Origin of the sequence: Ralstonia sp. RRA, assembly GCF_037023145.1 — a bacterium.
Taxonomy (GTDB): Bacteria; Pseudomonadota; Gammaproteobacteria; order Burkholderiales; family Burkholderiaceae; genus Ralstonia.
Map to the genome: position 1 here is coordinate 348,822 of NZ_CP146092.1, position 21,684 is coordinate 370,505.

Here is a 21,684-nt window from a genome sequence, read left to right on the forward strand (position 1 = left end):
CAGACCATGGACCACACCGACGCCGCTCACGGCCATGAGGCTTCCACCGCCGCACATGGCCAGCAGCACCCCATCGGCATCTACTTGAAAATCTGGGGGCTGCTGTTTGTGCTGAGCACCCTGTCGTACCTGGTGGACTACTTTCGCGTGGAAGGGCTAACGCGCTGGACGCTGATCATTGTGCTGATGATTGCCAAGGCGGGCCTGATCGTATCGGTGTTCATGCACATGGTTTGGGAGCGGCTGGCGCTGGTGTACGCCATCCTGATACCGCCCCTGGCCCTGCTGGTGTTGATGGTGCTGATGGCCGCAGAGGCACACCACACCTTTGGCATGCGCGCCCTCTTCTTCCACTGACCTGCCCGAGCGCAACAAGAACGTAAGGATTGGTTGAGCGCAGCACGACCCGGCGACATTCCAAGCACCATCCTTTGATCGAGGCACCACAAAACCATAGGCCTCGGCACGCATGCCAAACATGGCGCGCGGACAACAAAGGAGACATGCATGGAAAAAACGTTGGCACCAGCCGACTTGCGCCCCCTTGCGCAACCCAATGACGACGCACTCTTTGCCAAGGTGAACTGGCACCTTTTGCCATTGCTCATCACGTGCTACGTCATTGCCTACCTGGACCGGATCAACATCGGCTTTGCGCAGTTGCAGATGAAGCATTCACTGCCGTTTAGCGATGCGGTGTACGCGGCAGGTGCGGGCATCTTCTTCGTGGGCTACTTCCTGTTTGAAGTGCCGAGCAACTTGATCCTGGAGCGGATCGGCGCGCGCAAGACGTTGCTGCGCATCATGGTGTGCTGGGGCCTGTGCGCGGCCGCCATGATCTTCGTGCAGACGCCCATGCAGTTCTACGCGCTGCGCTTTGCGTTGGGCGCATTCGAAGCAGGGTTCTTTCCGGGCGTCATCCTGTACCTGACCTACTGGTACCCCAGCAGCCGGCGCGCCAAGGCCATCTCAACCTTCATGGTCGCCCTGCCGATTGCCGGCATCATCGCCGGGCCGGCTTCAGGCTGGCTCATGAAGTTCATGGATGGTGTGCTCGACTTGCATGGCTGGCAGTGGCTGTTTGTGGTGCACGGTCTGCCGGCACCGTTGCTTGGCATCGTGGCCTATTTCATGCTGAAAGACCGCCCCGAAGACTCGGCCTGGCTCACGCAAGGCGAGAAGAACACGCTGCGCCGCCTGCTGAGCCAAGACACCACTCAGGCAGGCCATGGCGCGCTGGGCAGTCTGCTGCGTGATCCGAAGGTCTACCTGCTATCGCTCACGTACTTCCTGTTTCTGGGCGCGAGCTATGCGGTGGTGTTCTGGACACCAACGCTCATCAAAAGCTGGGGCGTGGCAGACGTGTTCGTGGTCGGATTGCTGGCCGGCATTCCCGCAGTGGTGGGCGCCGCCAGCATGGTGCTGGTGGGCCGCAGCTCCGACCGTCACCAGGAGCGCCGCCGGCACTTTGCCTGCATGGCGCTACTCGCCGCATTGGGCCTGTTCCTGACGATCTTCGCCAAAGGACACCTGGTGTGGTCCATCGTGGCGCTGGCGGTGGTCGCGGTGGGCAAATCGTCCACCACGCCACTCTTCTTTGCCGCCGTAAGCGAGTACGTGCCGCGCAAGACCGCCGCGGGCGGCATCGCCCTCATCAGCAGCCTGGGGAATCTCGGGCCATCCGTCATGCCGTCGATCACGACCTGGATTACCGGCGCGACCGGTTCTCCCGTGCCCGGGCTTGCATTCGTGATGGCCCTCTACCTGTGTGCCGCTGCGTTGCTGATGCACGTGCTGCGGCACAAGCCGGCTTACGCCTGAACGGTAATGGCGTCCAGCGCCTGGGTGAAGTCGGCCAGCAGGTCGGCTTCATCTTCAATGCCGACCGACACACGCACCAGCGAATCGGCAATGCCCATCGACGCACGGCGCTCGGCGCCCATTTCCCAATAGATGGTGGGCGCCACCGGAATCACCAGCGTGCGCGTGTCACCCAGGTGGGTGGCACGCACGGCAAAGCGCAGGTGGTTGAGCATCTCCACGTAGTCGGCGCCTTCCACCAGCTCGAAGCTCAGCAGGCCGCCGTAGTGGCGGAACAGCTCGGTGGCGCGGGCGTGCTCGGGGTGCTCCGGCAGGCCGGGGTAGTACACGCGTGCCACCTTCGGGTGCGCGGCCAGCGTGCGGGCCAGCGCCAGCGCGTTGCTGCAGGTGCGGTCAATGCGCAGGGCCATGGTTTCAGCACCCACGGCAATGCGGTGTGCGGCATCGGCAATGAGCGTCGCGCCCTGATCGCGCAGGCCCTTCTTGCGGATCTGCTGGATGCCCTGCATTTCCGGCTTGGCCTTGCGATAGGCCGGAAAGATGTTCGGATACGTCGTCCAATCAAACAGACCGGTGTCCACCACCGCGCCGCCCAGCGCGTTGCCGTGCCCGCCGATGTACTTGGACAGCGAATGCACCACCAGGCTGGCCTGTGCATCACGCCCACGGAACAGCCACGGCGAGGTCATCGTGCTGTCGATCACGTACAGCAGGCCGCGTGCCTTGCAGATGTCGCCGATGCCCTTGAGGTCGGCCACCTGCGTGCGCGGGTTGGCGATGGTCTCCACAAAGACGAGGCGCGTGTTCGGTTGCACGGCGTCCGCCACGGCCTGTGCCGAGGTGGCATCGACAAACGTCACCTCTACGCCCATGTGTCGCAGCGTCTCGAACACGCTGTTGGTGTTGCCGAACAGGAAGGCGCTGGAGACCACGTGGTCGCCCGCGCGCAGCAGGGTCGAGAACACGGCCACGATGCCGGCCATGCCGGTGGCGAAGCACGCGGTGGCCAAGCCACCCTCCATCATGGTGATCTTGGCTTCCAGCGCCGCCGTGGTCGGGTTGCCCTGGCGCGCATAGGTGTAGCCGGGCTTGCCCTGGAACACGTCGATCAGCTCGCGCGTGTCCGTATAGCCATACGTGGTGGACGTATGCAGGGGCTTGTGCACGGCGTAATGCTCGTTGCCGGCTTCGCGGTCGGCGTGCAGGAGGGCGGTGGTCAGTCCGGTCATGGCGGGGGCAGCAGAAGAATCACGGGAAAGTTGGCCATTATCGCGCGATTCCCGGCCGGCCCGCTGCTCATGGGCCCGGCGCCGCCGCAAAACCATGCGACGGCGCCTTCTCCTCATCAGAATGCGGTCCGCATCCCCACCATCGCGCCGAGCTGGTTCATGCCCTTGGCCGGCGTCGTACCGCCGCCCCCGCCACTGACGGAGTACTGCGCGTTGGCGCTGTTCCACAGATAGCCCGTCTGCGCATACAGCGCCGTGCGCTTGGACAGCGCATAGACCCCACGCACCACGGCCATGGTCGCGCTGCGGCTCTGGTCTGCGTTGATGATGCGGATCAGGCCTGCATCCAGCGTAAGTGCGCCGGTGAGCGGATAGCTGCCGTTGACGAAGACCAGATTGGAGCGCACGTCGCCGGCGGCGGCCTGCAGGTGACGGCCGATCCATCCTGCGCCGAGCTTGGCGTTGCCCAGCTTCACATAGCCGTTGGCGACGATGCGGCGGTCCTTGTCACCCGCATCAACGAATGCGACGGGCGCACTCCCGTTGAAGAACGAAGCGGTGGCGCCGGTGCCGCCGCGCTGTTCTTCGTACGCACCCGCAAAGCCGAAGGTGGCCGCGTCGTATTTCACCATCGCCGACACGGCACGGCACGACGAGGCGTTGCCCGCCACTTCCCCCGCACAGGTGCCGGATGCCGGCACGCCGCCTGCGGCATCGCGGCCGAACGAGTATGTGGCGCCCAGCGTCAGGCCGCTGAAGGTGCCCTTGTAGGCGATGGTGTTGTCGGTGCGCGCGTTGGGGATGTAGGCGTCCAGCGAGCCGATGGCGTACTGGCTGGGGCCGAGGAAGTCGGCGTCGGCCAGCGACAGGAAGACCATGCTGTACTGCCGGCCCAGCGTGACGGTGCCGTAGTCGCTCGCCAGCCCCACCCAGGCCTGGCGGCCGAACAGGCGGCTGCCCTGGCCGGACGTGCCGGTGTTGGTGTTGAAGCCGCTCTCCAGCGTGAACACGGCCTTCACGCCGCTGCCGAGGTCTTCCGCACCGCGCAGGCCCCAGCGCGAGGGCAGCGTGCCCGTGACGGATGGGATGCGTGTCAGGCCATTGCCGTTGGCATTGGCGTGGCTGACGTACTCGATGCCCGTATCAATCAGGCCGTAGAGCGTGACGCTCTGGGCGCTGGCGGCGCCGCTGGCGAGTGCGCATGTGGCGGCCGCGAGCGCAAGACGGCGCATGCGCAAGTTGGTGTTTTGCATGTGGGGCCCCTCCTAGGGTCGAGCCGGTCCCGCCCCCCATGTCTGGCGGGCCGGCAGTTTGGAATCCGGGAATGCGAGGAGGCGCCATCCGGGCGGACGGCGCAAAGATACGGTGCGCTAGTCCTGCACGCGCGGCCGCTTGAGCAACAGCAACGCAGCCAGCGCCGCAATAATGGTGACGGGGATGCTGGCGCCAATGATGGTGGTGGCGTGCTGCCCCATCGCCAGCAACTGGCCCGCCAGCAGCGGCCCGGCAATCGAGCCCAGCCGCCCCACCGCCACCGCCGCGCCCACACCCGTGCCGCGCACGACAGTCGGGTAGTAGGCCGCCGCCAGCGCATACAGCACCGACTGCGCGCCGATCACGAACAACCCGGCCATGAACGCGCCCGCCGACATTGACGTCATGCCGCCCGCCGCAGCCAGCAGCGACAGCGCCGCGATGATGCCGACATACATGCCCGACACCACCCAGCGCGGTCGTGCCGCGTCCATCAGCATGCCGATGCCCAGCGCACCCGCGCCGCCGCCGATGTTGAACAGGATCTGCACCACGCCCACCTGCGGGCGGCTCAGCCCCTGCGCGGCCATCAGCGAGGGCAGCCAGTTGAGCAGGAAGTACAGCACGATCAGCGTGAAGAAATAGCTCACCCACAGGAGCAGCGTAGCCGCCGCGCGCCGCTCGCCAAACAGCGCCCAGGACACCGGCGGCGGTTGGATGGCGCCACGTTGCGCGCTGTCGAAGCGGCGCGATTCCTGCAGCGTCAGCAGCAGCGGCACCACCACCAGCGGACCGAAGCCGCCCACGTAGAAGATGTGCCGCCAGCCGTCGTCGCCCGCGCTGAACATGCCGACCACCGCCGCGATGGCCCCGCCGAACGGGATGCCGCAATACATGACGCTCACGGCGGTGTTGCGCAGACGTGTGGGCACCGCTTCGGCACACAGCGCGATCAGGTTGGGCATGGCTGCGCCCAGCCCGATGCCGGTGGCCACGCGGATCATCAGCAAGCTGTTGAAATCCCACACGTGCGCGGTGGCGATCGAGAACACGCCGAACAGCGCAGTCGCCAAAATCAGCACGCGCTTGCGGCCGATGCGATCGGCCAGGCGCCCGCCCAGCATGGCGCCTGGCAACAGGCCGAACGTGCCTGCGCTGAAGGCCAGACCCATCTGCCCGACCGACAGGCCGAACTCGCGTGCCATGCGCGGCGCGGCCACGCCAATGGATTGCAGATCGAGCCCTTCAAGCAACGCGACGATGAAGCACAGCCCGAGGGTCATGGCGACGGCGGAGCCTGCGGACTCGCGGCTCACGGTCGTGGTGGTGGTTTGCATGGCGTCTCCTTCCGGAAGTTGGACAGGCGTCATTGGCAACTGAAGCTCGATGCGTCGTTAATGTTGCCGCTGCCGGTGTAGCGCGCGTTCTTGGGGTAGGCGCACAGCGGGCGGGTCCGGTCGTGGCCGGCGGCGTTCCAGTCGCTCGGCACTTCGGCATTGGGTACGGCGTTGGCAGGCCCGCGCGCGGTGGCGACCACGCTGTCGGGTGCCACGCCCTTCTCCACCCAGGCCACCAGCGGGGTCAGCATGTCGAACTGATCGGCGGTGGGGCCGCCCGAGCAGTGGTTCATGCCGGGCACCGGATAGAAGCGCGCGAAGTTGCTGGCGTCGCCGCCATTGGCTGCCGCCAGGCGCTGATACCAGTCTGTGGTGTCGTCGGACGAGAACACCGGGTCGCTGGTGCCGTGGTAGACCATCAGCTTGGCGCCGCGTGCCTTAAGTGTGCTGAGGTTGGTCTCATTGGGCGGCGTCATGAACGACCAAGCCGATTCGGTGTACGTGGCGTCGGTCGCGAAGATCTTGGGCGCGTCGGTGTCCATGTTGAACGCCAGCCCGTACGCCGTGAGCGTGGTGATGGCGGACGCAGGCTGCGGCGTGGTCGTAAAGACGAAGGCCAGCGCTGCCGGGTCGAGCTGGATCGAATTGCCCTGCTTCCACGCCGCCCAGTTGCTGCCGCTGATGCCGGCATCGAACGGAAAGCCCGAATACAACGCCTGCCCCGCACTGTTGTGCGCGCCAGCAAACAGGTTGGCCATCACGGTCTTCTGCGCTGTCGTCAGGCACGTGCCGTCACGCGCACCGGTGCAGGTCGGCACATCATTGGCGAGGCTGAAGGCAGCCTGACAGGCCTTGAGGTTGTTGATCATGCCGTCGGTCGTGCCGTCCAGCGCATCGCACTTGGCGAGCACATGGCTGGCCACCATGGCACGCTCCGTGGCGCTCAAGGCGGTGGTGATGTCTGGGAAGCCGGCGCTGGTGTTGGCCGTTGCCACCGTTGCCAGTTGCTGCGCGCTGTACACCTCGTTGATGGCCGCCTTGGGTAGGTGGAAGCCCGGGTCGCCCGCCACGATGCCGTCGTACGCATTGGCCGAACGTGCAGCCGCCACCATCGCGTGACGCCCGCCGTTCGAGCAGCCGCCAAAGTAGCTGCGGTCCGGCGCCTTGCCGTAGACCTGCGCGATCATCGACTTGGCCATCGGCGTGAGGGTGGCGACGGCGTTGTAGCCGTAGTCCTGGCGAGCCTGCGGGTCCAGCCCGAACAGCGGAATCTGGCTGCCGTTATGCCCCGCATCCGAACTGATAACGGCAAACCCCGAACCCAGCGCACTGCTGACGGGCCCGCCGCCCAGCGCACCAAGCGCCGTGAGCACCGAGCCGTCCAGCCCGCCGTTGGCCTGATAGAAGAAGCGGCCGTTCCACGTCTTGGGCAAGCGCATCTGGAAGCCGATGGCGTAGGTCTTGCCATCGACCGGGCTCACGCGCGTGTTCATCGTGCCGGTGATCAAGCAGTGCTCAGGAATGGCGTTACCGCCCACGGTCAGCGTGCCGGCGGCTACGGTAGAAACGGCGGTGATACTGGTGTTGGCAAAGCTCAGCTTGCCGGCAAAGCTCTCGCACGCGGCGGCGAGGTTCATGCCGGTGGCAGCTGTGAGCTGCGGCAGTTGCGACGCCTGCGACGACGATGATGCATCGCCAGCACTGTCGTCGTTGCAGCCGGCGCAGCTCAGCGCGAGGGCGAGCGCGGCCAGCGCCATGCCCCGTGACATGACGGTCTTCATGAGTCTCCTCCTGGGTGGATGAACCGGTCTTTGCCGGTTGGATCGTGTTGCAGCGGTGGGGTCAGCCCGTGCGGATCACGGCAGGGTCGCCATCGCAATACAGCGTGTCGACCTGCGCTGCGCGGTGGGCGAGCACAGCGCGCTGGTTGAGCGTGCCCTTGTCGGTGATCTCGCCGCGGTCCAGCGACGGCGGCGCATCGAGCAGCAGCAGCCGCGCCACGCGCGTGGCGCTGCCGGTGGCTGTGGCGTTCAGCTCGTGCAGCAGGGCGGCAAATGCCGAGCGCACGGCCGGCGCACCCAGCACATCCGCCACGCTGGCCGTGGGCGGCAAGCCCGACAGGCGCCGGCATGGCTCGATGTGTGGAAACACCAGCAGCCCGATGTCGTCACGGTTCATGCCGGCAATCACGACGTCTTGCACATACGGCGCACCTGTCGCGATCACGCGGGCGCGCAACGGCCCGACGCTCACGAACGTGCCGGAGCTGAGCTTGAAGTCTTCAGCGATGCGGCCATCGAAGACGAGGCCTTTCTCCGGGCACGCCGGGTCGTAGAAGCGCAGCGCATCACCGCTGCAGTAGTAGCCCTCTTCGTCGAAGACCGGGGCAGCCGGTTCCTCGGCCAGCCGCCAGTAACCGCGCATGACGTGCGGCCCGCGAAAGCGCGCTTCCAGCTTGTCACCCACGGGTACGAGCTTGAGTTCGCAGCCCGGTGCCGGCGTGCCGACATAGCCCGCGCGCATGATCGGCGCGGTGGTGAACAGGCAACACGGCGAGGTCTCGGTCATGCCCAGGCCGGCCATGATGCGGATGCGTTCACCGCAGTGCTGTCCGGTCACGCGTTCCAGCCGGTCCCACGCTTCCTGCGACAAACCCGCGCCGCCGAAGAAGTAGAGCTTCACGCGCGAGAAGAATGTCTCGCGCAGCGCTGGGTCCCGTTCCAGCGCGAGCGCGAGTTCTTCCCACCCCTTGGGCACGTTGAAGTACGCCGTGGGCGCAATCTCGTGCAGGTTGCGCAGGGTCTCGTTGAACTTGCCGGGCACGGGCCGGCCGTCATCGATGTACAGCGTGCCGCCGTTGTAGAGCACGATGCCCACGTTATGGCTGCCGCCAAAGGTGTGGTTCCAGGGCAGCCAGTCCACCAGCACCGGCGGTTCCTTGGCGAATTCGGGAATGGTCTGGCGCAGCATCTGCTGGTTGCTGCACAGCATGCGGTGCGTGGTCGGCACGGCCTTGGGCGCACGCGTCGAGCCGGAGGTGAACAGCACTTTCACCAACGTGTCGGGGCCGGTTGCAGCCTGCGCGGCGTCGGCGGTGGTCACCAGCGTTTGCAGCAACGTGTCGAAGGCAGTGGCGGCGCGGTCAGGCAGTGTGCCGTCGCGCGTGATGACTTCAATGCCCTCGGGTACCACGGCATCGATCGCCTTGGCAAATGCGCTGCCGTCTGCCGCGTATACCAGCCCTGGCGTGAGCACGTCGAACACGTGCCGCAGCTTGCCGAAATCCGTCGACACCAGCGCATACGGCGGCGACACCGGCGCATATGGCACACCCGCCCACATGGCGCCGAGCGCCAGTTGCAGGTGTTCAAGATCGTTGCCCGACAGAATCGCCAGCGGGCGCTCCGCCGACACGCCACGATCCAGCAGCGCCTGACCGATGGCGCGGGCGCGCTCCAGCATCTCGCGGTAGGTCAGCTTGATCCATCCGCCGTCCGGCCCGCGACGTGCGGCCAGCACGCGATCCGGGTGACGCTGGGCGCCGGCCACCAGGCAGTCGGTCATGCGCTGCGGATGGTCGGCCAACGCTTCGGTATTGCGCACATGCCAGACAGTGCCGTCCGTCTCGCAGCGCGCAGGCGCATCGCTCACGGCAACCTGCCTGTATGGGTGAGGAGGCACACCCGCCGGGGGCGGCGTGGGGTGCCCGGTTTGAACCTGCATCTCGACGTGGTTCACGTCTTGTCTCCTGAATGCGCCGCCCGTTTTATCGTTGTGATGGGCGGCTGCGGCACTTCAGATCGGTCAGATCGGATAGTGGCGCGGCGTGTTCTGCAAAGTAATCCAGCGCAGCTCGGTGAACTCCGCAATCGATGCCTTGCCGCCAAAGCGGCCATAACCGCTGCTCTTCACGCCGCCGAACGGCATCTGCGCTTCGTCGTGCACGGTGGGCCCGTTGATGTGGCAGATGCCCGATTCAATGCGCCGCGCCACCTGCATCGCACGTGACACATCGCGGCTGAACACAGCGGCCGACAGGCCGTATTCGCTGTCGTTGGATAGGCGGACGGCCTCGTCATCGCCATCCACGCGCGCCACCGTCACCACAGGGCCGAACGATTCCTCACCGTACAACCGCATGGCCGGTGTCACGCCATCGACAATGACTGGCTGCACGATCGCGCCATCTGCGTGCAAACCCACCGGCAGCGCGGCACCATGTGCGCGCGCATCTTCCACCAGCGCCTGCACACGCTTTGCCGCATCCACACTGACCATCGCGCCGAGCTGTGCGGTGGCATCCATCGGATCGCCCGCACGCAGCGTGCGCGCCTTGGCCGCCAGTTTGTCGACCAGTGCATCGGCAATCTTGCGATCGGCAATCACGCGCTCGGTCGACATGCAGATCTGGCCCTGGTTGAAGAACGCGCCGAAGGCGATGGCATCCACGGCTGCATCCAGGTCGGCATCGTCCAGCACGAGCACCGGCGCCTTGCCGCCCAACTCCAGCAGCGCGGGCTTCAAGTGCTGCGCGGCGTGCTGCGCGATGATGCGCCCCACGTGCGTCGACCCGGTGAAGTTCACCCGCCGCACGGCCGGATGCGCGATCAGACGTTCGACCACTTGCGCGGCATCGGCGGGCGCGTTGGTCACCACGTTGACCACGCCGTCGCCCAGGCCTGCCTCGTGCAGCACCGTACCGATCAGCCGATGCACGCCCGGGCACAGTTCCGACGCCTTGAGCACCACCGTGTTGCCGCACGCCAGCGGCATCGCCAGCGCACGCGTGCCCAGGATCACCGGCGCATTCCACGGCGCAATGCCAAGCACGACGCCGCACGGCTGACGCACTGCCATCGCAAAGTTGCCGGGCACATCCGACGGGATCACGCTGCCGTCGATCTGCGTGGTCATGGAGGCGGCTTCGCGCAGCATATTGGCCGCCAGCATGACGTTGAAGCCGATCCAGTTGGGGCTGGCGCCCGTTTCCGCTGCACCGGTGCGGATGAAGGCATCGGTGTGCTGGTCCATCAATTCAGCGGCATTGAGCAGGCGCTTGCGGCGCTCGCCTGGTGGCAGTGCTGCCCACGCAGGGAAGGCATCGGCGGCGGCCTGCACGGCGGCATCCGCGTCTTCCAGCGTGGCAGCTGCAGCGCGCGAGGCCACCGCGTCGCTGACCGGGTTGCGGCGCTCGAAGGTGGCGCCGTTGGCAGCCGACCGGCTCTGTCCGCCGATCAGCAGGGTCACGTCATGCATGGATTCGTCTCCCGGGGCGTTGGCGTGAGCGGGTCAGGCGCGCTTGTACGCTTGCAGGCCCGGCTTGATCGACTTGTCATCCAGGAACTGCTTGAGCCCTTGCTCGCGACCGCCTTCGGGATCGCGCAGCGTGGCTTGGTCGAGCTTGGCGTACAGGTAATCCTCGTTCTGCTCCCACGTCAGCTCGCGGCTGCGCTTGAAGCCGTGCTTGGCGGCACGCAGCACCACCGGGTTCTTCTCCAGCAGCTTCTCGGCCAGCGCCACGACGCGGGCACGCAGGTGGGCGCGCGGCACGCTTTCGTTGACAAGGCCCATGGCGGCGGCTTGCTGGCCGGTGAAGGTCTCGCCGGTCATGATGTAGTACAGCGCCTGGCGGTGGCCCACCGTATCGGCCATCGCCTTGCTGACGAGGTTGCCCGGCGGAATACCCCAGTTGATTTCCGACAGGCCGAAGACGGCTTCATCGGCGGCAATCGCCAGGTCGCACGCCACCAGCGGCGAGAACCCACCGCCGAAGCACCAGCCGTTGACCATCGCGATGGTCGGCTTAGCGTACATGCGCAGCAGCTTCCATTGCCACTGGCAGGCGTCGCGGCGGATCTTCTCCTGCAGGATCTCGGGGCCGGCATCGACTTCGCGGAAGTATTCCTTCAGGTCCATGCCGGCTGTCCATGCATCGCCGGCGCCGGTCAGCACCAGCACTTTGGCATCGGCATCCAGCTCCAGTGCTTCGAGCACCTGGATCATGTCCGAGTTGAGCGTCGGGCTCATGGCGTTGCGCTTTTCGGGGCGGTTGAACGTCACCCACGCGATGCCCTGGTCGACCTTCACGTCCACGGTTTTCCAGCGCCTTTGGTAATCAGCCATTTCCATCTCCTTGATCTGTCGGCTTGCTTGAGACACACACCATCTGGGTTGCGGTGCGTGTCAGCTTGGTGCCCATTTAATATCAGGTAGCCTGATATAACAAGGAGATTATCATTGCCGTAAACCCTGATCCGAACGACACGTAGCAGAATGCGCACATCGGCAAGCGCACACCTCTCACCCACATCCATGGCGGCTACAAAAACCACCCGCACCGCACCTCGATCCAACACGCCGGGCGCGGAGTCTGTTCCGGCAACATCCGCTCGATTGCCCTACCTGATCGGCCGCACCGACCGCATCGTCAAGCGCCGCCTGGGCGAGGCGCTGGCGCCGCATGGGCTGACGGTGCCGCAGTTCACCGCGCTGTCGGTGCTGCATGCGCGCGGCAGCCTGTCGAACGCGCAACTGGCGGAACGCTCGTTCATGTCGCCGCAGTCGGCCAATGAAGTGGTGAAAACAATGGAAGCGCGTGGCTGGGTCACCCGCACGCCCGACCCCACGCACGGCCGCATCGTCATGCTGGGCCTGACTGACGAAGCGCTGGCGCTGCTCGCGCTGTGCGACGAGGCCGTCAGCCGGCTGGAGAAGGAAATGCTGCAGGGGATCGACGACGCCCACGCGGAGTTGCTGCACGATCTGCTGCTGCAATGCGGGCGTAACCTGCGCTGAGCATGGTCCTTCAGTTGCCGCGGCAACCGCCGTTATGCAATGTAATAAAGACAGATCAAAGGAACATGCAGAGCGACTGACCCCGGCGATAGAATGGTGAGTCACCGCCGTTCGAGCGGATTGCGCCCCGATCAACGCTTCGCACCGCAGTTCTGAAACGCCTCCATGTGGATTGTCCAACTCGCGCTGCGAAGGCCGCTGACGTTCATCGTCCTCGCCTTGCTGATTCTGCTGGCGACGCCGTTTACGCTCATGCGTACGCCAACGGACATCTTTCCGGAAATCGACATTCCGGTCGCCAGCATCATCTGGAACTACAACGGCCTGCCCGCCAAGGAGATGGCCGACCGCATCGTCTCCGTGACGGAGCGCAGCCTCACCACCACCGTCAACGACATCGAACACATCGAGTCGCAATCACTCGGCGGTGTGTCGATCATCAAGGTGTTCTTCCAGCCCAACGCCAATATCCAGACCGCGCTGGCGCAGATCGTGGCGAGCACGCAGGCGCAGGTGCGGCAGTTGCCGCCGGGCACCACGCCGCCGCTGGTGATCAAGTATTCGGCGTCGAGCATTCCGATCCTGCAACTGGGGCTGTCGAGTAACACACTCTCGGAGCAGGAACTCAACGATGCGGCAGTGAACTTCCTGCGTCCGCGCCTGATTACCGTGCCGGGCATCGCGGTGCCGTTTCCGTACGGCGGCAAGAGCCGGCAGATCACGGTGGACCTCGACACGCAGAAGCTGCTGGCGCAGGGCCTGACGCCCGTGGACATCGTCAATGCGGTGGGCGCGCAGAACCTGATCCTGCCCGCCGGCACGCAGAAGATCGACGCCACCGAATACGGCGTCACGCTCAACGGCACGCCGGGCAGCATCGCCGCACTCAATGCCATTCCGGTCAAGACCAGCAACGGCGCCACGCTGTACCTGGGCGACGTGGCCAACGTGCGCGACGGCTTCTCGCCGCAGACCAACGTGGTACGCCAGGACGGTCAGCGCGGCGTGCTCCTGTCCGTCCTAAAGAACGGCGGCGCGTCCACTCTGGATATCGTCAACAACATCTACAAGCTGCTGCCGACCGCCGCCGCCGCGCTACCGCAAGACCTGAAGATCACGCCGCTGTTCGACCAGTCGCTGTTCGTGAAGGCAGCAATTGAGGGCGTGATCCGCGAGGCGCTGATTGCCGCGTGCCTGACGGCGGCCATGATCCTGCTGTTCCTGGGCAACTGGCGCAGCACGGTCATCATCGCGATATCGATTCCCTTGTCGATCCTGACATCGATCATCGTTCTGCACCTGATTGGCGAGACCATCAACCTGATGACGCTCGGCGGCCTGGCCTTGGCGGTGGGGATTTTGGTGGACGACGCCACCGTCACCATCGAGAACATCGAGCGTCACCTGCACGAGGGCAAGGACCCGATTACCGCCATCCTGGACGGTGCAGCCGAGATTGCGGTGCCGGCCTTCGTGTCCACGATCTGTATCTGTATCGTGTTCGTGCCGATGTTCTTCCTCACGGGCGTGGCGCGCTACCTGTTCGTGCCGATGGCCGAAGCGGTGATCTTCGCCATGCTGGCCTCGTACGTGCTCTCCCGCACGCTGGTGCCGACGCTGGTGATGATGCTGATGACGGGGCACACACAAGACGCCAAGAAGCCCAGCGCATTCAGCCGCATCTACGAGGGCTTCAACCGTCAGTTCGAGCACATGCGCGGCAACTACGCCGCCATCCTCGGCGGGCTGCTGGAGCGCCGCCGCGTGTTTGCGCTGTCGTTCCTGGCCTTTTGCGTGGCGTCGTGCGCGCTGTATCTGGTGCTGGGGCGTGACTTCTTCCCCGATGTGGATGCGGGGCAGATCCGCCTGCACATGCGTGCACCGTCCGGCCTGCGCATTGAAGAGACCGCGCGCCTGGCGGACGAGGTGGAATCGGCCATCCGCGAGATCATTCCCAAGAATGAACTGTCGACCATTCTCGACAACCTGGGCGTGCCGAACTCGGGCATCAACCTGTCATACAGCAACGCCGGCACGATCGGCACGCTGGACGGCGAAATCCTCATCGCCCTGCACGAAGGCGAGCGCAAACCCAGCGCCACCTACATAAGCCGCCTGCGCGAAGAACTGCCCAAGCGCTTCCCGGGCGTGGAGTTTGCGTTCCAGCCGGCGGACATCGTCAGCCAGATCCTGAACTTCGGTTTGCCCTCGGCGATTGACGTGCAGTTCTCGGGCGCAGATGTGGCCACCAACCAGCAACTCGCGGGCATCCTGGCCAACCGTATCAAGCAGATTCCGGGCGCGGTGGATACGCACGTGCACCAGCGCTTCGACCAGCCAACGCTTGCTCTGAACATGGACCGCACGCGCATCCAGCAAGTCGGCTTGGAAGGACGCGACGTGGCGCAAAACCTGCTCGTATCGCTCAGCTCCAGCTTCCAGACGTCGCCCACGTTCTGGCTGAACCCGATCAACGGTGTGGTCTATCAAGTGGCCGTGACGAGCCCGCAATACCGCGTGGATTCGCTCGATGCACTGCTGCGTACGCCGGTGGCCGGCTCGCGTGGCGGGGCTGCGCAGGCGGGCGGCCCGCAATTGCTCGGCAACCTCGTGCAGGTGAGCCCGGGCGTGCAGCCGCAGGTGGTCTCGCACTACGACATCACGCCGGTGGTGGACGTGTACGCCTCCGTGCAGGGGCGCGACCTGGGCGCCGTCGCCAAGGAAGTCCAGAAAGCCGTTGACGACATCCGCCCCAAGCTGCCGCGCGGCGCGCAGGTGACCATTCGCGGCCAGGTACGGACGATGGAATCGTCGTTCGTAGGCCTGGGCGTCGGCCTCGTGATGGCCATCGTGCTGGTCTACCTGCTGATCGTGGTGAATTTCCAGTCGTGGATCGACCCGCTCATCATCGTGACGGCGCTGCCGGCGGCGCTGGCCGGTATTGCGTGGATGCTGTTCGTGACGGGTACGACGCTGTCGGTGCCATCGCTCACGGGTGCAATCATGACGATGGGGGTAGCAACGGCCAACTCCATCTTGCTGATCTCGTTTGCACGCGAGCGGCTGGCGGAAGGCATTGCACCGGTGCAGGCCGCGCTGGAAGCCGGTGCCACCCGCCTGCGCCCGGTGCTGATGACGGCGTTGGCAATGATGATCGGCATGGTGCCGATGGCATTGGGCCTGGGCGAAGGCGCGGAGCAGAACGCGCCGCTGGGCCGCGCGGTGATCGGCGGTCTGCTGTTTGCGACCGTATCAACACTCTTCTTTGTTCCGGTGGTGTTTGCCAGCGTGCACAACAGATTGCAGCGGCGCGCCGCACGGCGTAGTCACGATTTGCGGGGAAGCGAAGGACATGTCTGAGCAAACATCCGGAGCCCATGCGGGGCCTCATCCGGGACACCAAGCGGTGCACCCACCGCATCACGTGGTCACCGTTGACCCGATCGAGCAGGTGGACCGCGGCCGCGCCATGCGACGCGCACGCTGGGTCGTGATTGTCGTGGCAGTGCTGCTGGCACTGGGCGCTGCGCGCACGCTGGTCAGCCGCTACTACAACGCCCACGCGCTGGAGCGGCAGGTGAGCGCGCAAACCAGCCGCTACGTCAACACCACCGCACCGAAACCCGCCAACACCAGCCGCGACCTGACACTGCCCGGCACGTTGCAGGGCTTTGTGGAGTCGCCCATCTATGCGCGCACCAACGGCTATGTGCTGCGCTGGTTCAAAGACATCGGCGCGCATGTCGACAAGGGCGAAGCGCTGGCCCTGCTCGACACGCCGGAAGTGGACCAGGAACTGAACCAGGCCCAGGCTGCGCGCAACCAGGCAGCCGCGCGTCTGGCACTTGCGCAGACGTCTCTCACGCGCTGGCAGAACCTGCGCCAGAAAGACGCCGTCTCGCAACAGGAACTGGACGAGCGCACCAGCACCGCCAACCAGGCACACGCCGACCTGGCTGCCGCCGATGCCAACGTGCGTCGCCTGCAGGAGCTGCAAGGCTTCCGCCGTGTGGTGGCACCGTTTGCAGGTGTTGTCACCAAGCGCAATGTCGACGTGGGCACGCTGGTCAACGCCGGCAACGCAGGTGCCAACCGCGAGCTGTTCACGCTGGCACAGACCGACCCGCTGCGCATTTACCTGTACGTGCCGCAAGCCTATTCACAGCAGGTGAAGGTGGGGCAGGATGTGGCCGTCACGCTGGCCGAAATGCCGGGGCAGACCTTCCACGGCACCATCGCCCGTGCATCCGGCGCCATTGATACGGCCACGCGCACCATGCAGGTCGAGGTGCAATTGCCCAACAAGGATGGCCGTCTGTTGCCCGGCGCGTATGTGCAGGTGGCCGTCGCCGGCAAGGCAGGTGCAACCGGCGATGCGCCAAAGTCGTTCATCGTGCCGACCAACACGCTGCTGTTCCGCAAGGAAGGCCCACGCATTGCCGTGGCAGAGAACGGCCGCGTGGACCTGCGCGCCGTCAACATCGGCCGCGACTTCGGCCGCACGGTGGAGATCCTCTCCGGCCTGAAACCGGACGATGCGCTGATCCTCAACCCGGCCGATTCCATCGAACAGGGTGAGGCAGTGACTATCGTAAAGCCGGCGCCAGCCTCCTCGCCTGCGGCTTCCGCGCCGCGCGCATCATGACCGGGCTGCCCAAGTTCCATGTGACCGCATTGGCATCCGCGCTGACCGCCCTGCTGGCGGGCTGCTCGCTGGCGCCAACCTACGAGCGCCCGGCCATGGACGTGCCCGCGCACTGGCAAACCGAGGCCCCCTGGCGCGCCGCGCAACCCGCCGACGATGCCCCCAAGGGCCCATGGTGGCAGCGCTTCAATGATCCGCAGCTCGACAAGCTGATCGAGCAAGCGCTGCGCGAGAACCAGTCGCTCAAGGTGGCACTGACCAATCTGGAGCAAGCCCAGGCCCTCACGCGCGTGGCGCGCGCCAGCCTGCTACCAACGGTCACTGCCAGCAGCAACGACGCACGCACCCGCACGTCCGCCTTCCGGCCGCTCGCGTCGTACAGCAGCCCGACCATGTCGACGGTGCAGGACGACTTCGTCCTGCGTGCTGACGTCAGCTACGAAGCCGATCTGTTCGGCCGCGTGCGCAACACCGTCAGCAACGCCAAGGCCAGCGAACAACAGGCTGCGGCCAATCTGGAAAACTTTCGGCTGCTGCTGGCCGCGCAAGTGGCCACCACCTGGTACAACCTGCGCGAAGCCGATGCCGAAATCGCCGTCGTGCAGGAGGGCTTGGCCCTGCAGCGCAAGGCGCTCGATTTCGTCACCTCGCGACATCAGGACGGCGTGGCCTCTGGCCTGGACCTCGCGCAACAGCAAGCGCTGGTAGACAGCACCGCCACACAGGCTGAGCTGCTGACCAAGCAGCGTGCCCAGTATGAGCACGCGCTGGCCACATTGGTCGGCACGCCCGCCCCCGCCTTCCACGTCGACCCCACACCGCTGGCAGGAACACCGCCCACAATTCCGGTGGCGCTGCCGTCCGACGTGATTGAACGCCGCCCCGACGTGGCCGCCGCTGAACGCGGTGCCGCAGCCGCCAACGCACAGGTGGGCGTGGCGCGCGCAGCATTCTTCCCCAGCGTGATGCTGAGCGGTGGCGCCGGTTGGGAAAGCCGTGATATCGCGCTGCTGTTCAGTGCACCCACGTTGCTGTGGTCGTTCGGCACGCAGATCGCGCAGACGGCGTTTGACGCCGGCCGCACAAGCGCGCGCGTGGACTTTGCGAATGCCGCGTACCAAGGCTCGATCGCCAACTATCGGCAGACGGTGCTGGGCGCGCTGCAGGAAGTGGAAGATGGATTGGCCGGGCTGCAATCGCTCGACCGCGCTGCGACGCAAGCGCGCGCGGCCGTCGCCAGCGCCCGCAAGGTCTACGACATTGCCAGCGTGCGCTATGAAGGCGGGCTGGCGACGTCGCTGGACGTGATCACCGCGCAGCAGTCGCTGCTGAACAACCAGCGCACGGCGGTGCAGATATTGGGGCAGCAACTGACGACCAGCGTGTTCCTCGTCAAGGCCGTGGGCGGGGATTGGAACCACCCCACCACGCCGCCAACTGCCGAGCGCTAAGCGACGCGGCGCAGGAAACACGCGCCGGCAAAGAGGCCAACCAGCCAACTCAGTGTCAGCACCAGCACCATTGGCACCGCAAAACGTTCAAGTGCAACACTGGGCAGTCGGAGAGCCAGGGCAATCATCGCGACCACCAGAAGCGCCATCGCCGTCAGGCTGACAAACAATGCGCCCAGGCCGGATGCCAGCGTGCGCAGCAGCGGCGGGTGCACATGGGCCGGCGGGCACAGCTCGGCCATGCGGGCGCGCACGTAGGCGGTGGTGCGCAGGCTATCGGTGGCATCGGCGTGATGGCGCATCACCTGCATCCACGTTTGCGTGTCCAACACGCCAGAACTCAATTCCTGCGTCACACGGCGCAGTGCGGCCCGCTCGCGGGCATGGTCAGTGGCATCGGTGGGCGTCTCATTTGGAGCAGGCCGATCGAACACCGCTGGTGCAGCGGCCGGATCGCCAATCCGCACCTGATGCCGATAGGTGACCCGCACGCGGCGCGAGCGCACGATGTACCCCATCGCCACCAGGGGCGCCAGCACCTGCAATGCAAACAGCAACACCGTCGGCAACGCTTCAATGGCGTGGCTGGGCGCTTGTGCCAGCCACTGCTGAAGCATTGGCCCTACGTAGAGCACCATCGGCAACTGGAACAGGCAGTACACAAACCAGAGCGCGGGAAACCAGCGCACGCGCAAGAACGCCACTGCCACCAGCCCCACCGGATACACCAGCCACGGCAGCACGAACAACGGATGCACCCATTCGCCGCCCGTCACATGCAGCACGAACGCGGCAATCATCCCGAGCACCATTGCCAGCACCGGCAACGTGGTCAGCCACAACAACGTCACCAACCAACCCCGCACGCCATACAGCCGATGCGCCCGCGCGCGCGCTGCGGAGATTGCAATCCAACTTCCCTGCATGAAGTTCCCCCGTCCGGATCTGCAATGGTTTCGAGTGCCGTCAAGGCCGCAGTTTCCGGTTTTCCGGCGATTGTGTCATCGGGCCGATGGCGGCCGCTCCCCTCAACCGGGGGGACATGTTTTAAATGTTGCTAACACTCGCAAAAACCCAATGCCCGCGCGGCTTGGCGGCGAAACAGAGTTATTTAATTCTGATCTTTACGTGGCTAACTGTTGTTTCGGCGTGTCGATTCCAATGCCATCCACCCCGCGCAGCCACGTAAGCGCGAAGCCATGTCACTGCAGCAGAAGACGGGGCCATAGGCCTCATGCTGCACGGCAATAAAAATCGTCAATTTCGGTTATATTACGCCGCCGATTGCCCGCCGCCGGCTCCCCGCCAGGCTTGCCACCAAGCCATGCAGCGGGTTGCATACATGCCCCGCTGTGGTGCAGCAATTTCCACCTCCGCGGTGTGATTTGAAGACGCGCTGGCATCGGCTGAACCGATTTTTGTGAACGCCTCGATGTGAGGCGTCAGGCTTCGGCATGCGTTCGCGGCCGGGGCGTTTTCTGTCTGAGAGAGTGAGTTGTGGTGATCAAAGCAATACGAAGGGTCGTATCAGCGGTCGTGGTGTGCCTGGTGACGGTGTCCGCGCACGCAGATGAGGCCAAGAAGGTCGATGTGCTGCTGGTGGGCGGTGGCATCATGAGTTCGACGCTGGGTGTCTGGCTGCACGAGTTGGAGCCGAACTGGTCGATGACGATGGTGGAACGCCTGGATGGCGTTGCCATGGAAAGCTCAAACGGCTGGAACAACGCCGGCACCGGCCACTCTGCGCTGGCCGAGCTGAACTACACGCCCGAGAAGCCGGACGGCAAGATCGATATCTCGAAGGCCATCGAGATCAACGAGTCGTTCCAGATCTCGCGCCAGTTCTGGGCGTGGCAGGTCAGGAATGGCGTGCTGAAGAACCCGCACGCGTTCATCAATTCCACCCCGCACATGAGTTTTGTGTGGGGCGACACAAACGTTCGCTATCTCAAGAAGCGCTACGAGGCACTGCAGGCGAGCCCGCTGTTCCGCGGCATGCAGTACTCGGAAGACTTCGACCAGATCAGCAAGTGGGTGCCGCTGATGATGGAAGGGCGTGACCGCTCACAGAAGGTGGCGGCTACGTGGATGCCAGTGGGCACCGACGTGAACTTTGGCGAGATCACGCGCCAGTTTGTCGGCTATCTGCAAAGCCAGCCGAACTTCTCGCTGTCGCTCTCCAGCGAGGTGCGCGAGATCAAGCGCAATGCCGATGGCACGTGGCACGTGTCGTACGTCAACCTGAAGTCGGGCGCGCAGCAGGACATTGATGCGAAGTTCGTCTTCATCGGCGCGGGCGGTGGTGCGCTCAAGCTGCTGCAGGCGTCGGGCATTCCGGAAGCGCGCGACTATGGCGCCTTCCCGGTGGGCGGCTCGTTCCTCGTCACCGACAACCCCGAGGTGGTGAAGCGCCATCTGGCGAAGGCGTATGGCAAGGCGTCGGTCGGTTCGCCGCCGATGTCGGTGCCGCACCTGGATACGCGCGTGCTCGACGGCAAGCGCATCATCCTGTTCGGGCCGTTCGCGACGTTCTCGACCAAGTTCCTGAAGAACGGCTCGTATCTGGACTTGATGCGCAGCACGAACACCCACAACGTCATGCCGATGATGCACGTAGGTGTGGACGAGTTTCCGCTGGTCGAATACCTGGCGGGCCAACTGATGCTGTCGGATGACGACCGCTTCAATGCGCTGAAGGAATACTTCCCGAACGCGAAGAAGGAAGACTGGCGCCTGTGGCAGGCCGGCCAGCGCGTGCAGATCATCAAGCGCGACGAGGCCAAGGGCGGCGTGCTGAAGCTCGGCACCGAGATCGTCGCGTCGAAGGACGGCACCATCGCTGGCCTGCTCGGCGCATCGCCGGGTGCATCGACTGCGGCGCCGATCATGCTGAGCGTGCTGGAGAAGGTGTTCAAGGACAAGGTGGCCACGCCGGCCTGGCAGCAGAAGATCCGCCAGATCGTGCCGAGCTACGGCACCAAGCTGAACGACAGCCCAGCCAAGGTCTACGAAGAGTGGGCGACCACCAGCGAAGTGCTGCAGCTCAACCCGCCGCCGCAGATTGACCTGCACGTGGCGCCAGCCGCCAAACCCGCTGCACCGCAACCCGCCAAGGCTGCAGCAGAGATGGCGCTGTAACCTGCGGCGATGGA

15 protein-coding genes are annotated in these 21,684 nt (G+C 65.3%); 7 read left to right on the top strand and 8 right to left on the bottom strand.

Features of this window, described 5'->3' with window-relative positions; all coding sequences use genetic code 11:
- Positions 1–6: 6 nt before the first annotated feature.
- On the top strand, positions 7–357 hold the full coding sequence (locus tag V6657_RS19650; RefSeq protein ID WP_048934869.1) for a cytochrome C oxidase subunit IV family protein: 351 nt from the start codon (positions 7–9) through the stop codon (positions 355–357).
- 150 nt (positions 358–507) lie between these two features.
- Positions 508–1,821 (top strand): MFS transporter, encoded by a 1,314-nt coding sequence (locus V6657_RS19655; protein ID WP_137884687.1) that lies wholly within the window; start codon positions 508–510, stop codon positions 1,819–1,821.
- On the opposite strand, the gene V6657_RS19660 is transcribed toward V6657_RS19655, so the two are convergent.
- The 7 genes from V6657_RS19660 to V6657_RS19690 all read right to left on the bottom strand — a co-directional run bounded on the left by V6657_RS19660 (position 1,812) and on the right by V6657_RS19690 (position 11,764).
- Positions 1,812–3,050 (bottom strand): cystathionine gamma-synthase family protein, encoded by a 1,239-nt coding sequence (locus tag V6657_RS19660; protein ID WP_048934868.1) that lies wholly within the window; start codon positions 3,048–3,050, stop codon positions 1,812–1,814. The genes V6657_RS19655 and V6657_RS19660 overlap by 10 nt on opposite strands.
- A 116-nt stretch (positions 3,051–3,166) precedes the next feature.
- Positions 3,167–4,303, bottom strand: a complete 1,137-nt coding sequence (locus V6657_RS19665) for a porin (protein WP_082170255.1) — start codon at positions 4,301–4,303, stop codon at positions 3,167–3,169.
- 117 nt (positions 4,304–4,420) lie between these two features.
- Complete coding sequence (gene mhpT / locus V6657_RS19670; protein ID WP_048934867.1) at positions 4,421–5,641, bottom strand: 3-(3-hydroxy-phenyl)propionate transporter MhpT; 1,221 nt, start codon at positions 5,639–5,641, stop codon at positions 4,421–4,423.
- Between the two features lie 29 nt (positions 5,642–5,670).
- Positions 5,671–7,422, bottom strand: a complete 1,752-nt coding sequence (locus tag V6657_RS19675) for a tannase/feruloyl esterase family alpha/beta hydrolase (protein ID WP_048934866.1) — start codon at positions 7,420–7,422, stop codon at positions 5,671–5,673.
- Between the two features lie 61 nt (positions 7,423–7,483).
- Complete coding sequence (locus V6657_RS19680) at positions 7,484–9,364, bottom strand: feruloyl-CoA synthase (RefSeq protein ID WP_048934959.1); 1,881 nt, start codon at positions 9,362–9,364, stop codon at positions 7,484–7,486.
- An 81-nt stretch (positions 9,365–9,445) separates the two neighbouring features.
- A complete protein-coding gene (locus V6657_RS19685) occupies positions 9,446–10,897 on the bottom strand; it encodes an aldehyde dehydrogenase (RefSeq protein WP_048934865.1) in 1,452 nt (483 codons plus the stop codon).
- A 33-nt stretch (positions 10,898–10,930) separates the two neighbouring features.
- Positions 10,931–11,764 carry a p-hydroxycinnamoyl CoA hydratase/lyase gene (locus tag V6657_RS19690; protein ID WP_048934864.1) on the bottom strand — a complete coding sequence of 278 codons (834 nt, stop codon included), beginning with the start codon at positions 11,762–11,764 and terminating at the stop codon, positions 10,931–10,933.
- Positions 11,765–11,953: 189 nt separating this feature from the next.
- Here V6657_RS19690 and V6657_RS19695 point away from each other — a divergent pair, with 189 nt between their 5' ends.
- The 4 genes from V6657_RS19695 to V6657_RS19710 all read left to right on the top strand — a co-directional run bounded on the left by V6657_RS19695 (position 11,954) and on the right by V6657_RS19710 (position 18,532).
- Positions 11,954–12,436, top strand: a complete 483-nt coding sequence (locus V6657_RS19695) for a MarR family transcriptional regulator (protein ID WP_048934863.1) — start codon at positions 11,954–11,956, stop codon at positions 12,434–12,436.
- A 165-nt stretch (positions 12,437–12,601) separates the two neighbouring features.
- Positions 12,602–15,796: an efflux RND transporter permease subunit gene (locus tag V6657_RS19700; protein WP_048934862.1), complete on the top strand. Its 3,195-nt coding sequence runs from the start codon at positions 12,602–12,604 to the stop codon at positions 15,794–15,796.
- The gene (locus tag V6657_RS19705) at positions 15,789–17,081 is read left to right on the top strand and encodes an efflux RND transporter periplasmic adaptor subunit (protein ID WP_048934861.1); all 1,293 of its coding nucleotides are present in this window, start codon (positions 15,789–15,791) and stop codon (positions 17,079–17,081) included. The genes V6657_RS19700 and V6657_RS19705 overlap by 8 nt, the downstream gene beginning before the upstream one ends.
- On the top strand, positions 17,078–18,532 hold the full coding sequence (locus V6657_RS19710) for an efflux transporter outer membrane subunit (RefSeq protein WP_048934860.1): 1,455 nt from the start codon (positions 17,078–17,080) through the stop codon (positions 18,530–18,532). The genes V6657_RS19705 and V6657_RS19710 overlap by 4 nt, the downstream gene beginning before the upstream one ends.
- Here V6657_RS19710 and V6657_RS19715 read toward each other — a convergent pair.
- Entirely contained in the window at positions 18,529–19,458 is a 930-nt protein-coding gene (locus V6657_RS19715) for a hypothetical protein (protein WP_048934859.1), read from the bottom strand. The two genes, V6657_RS19710 and V6657_RS19715, sit on opposite strands and share 4 nt — an antisense overlap.
- Positions 19,459–20,032: 574 nt before the next feature.
- On the opposite strand from V6657_RS19715, the gene mqo reads away from it, so the two are divergent.
- On the top strand, positions 20,033–21,670 hold the full coding sequence (gene mqo / locus V6657_RS19720; protein WP_048934958.1) for a malate dehydrogenase (quinone): 1,638 nt from the start codon (positions 20,033–20,035) through the stop codon (positions 21,668–21,670).
- The last annotated feature ends 14 nt before the right edge of the window (positions 21,671–21,684 follow it).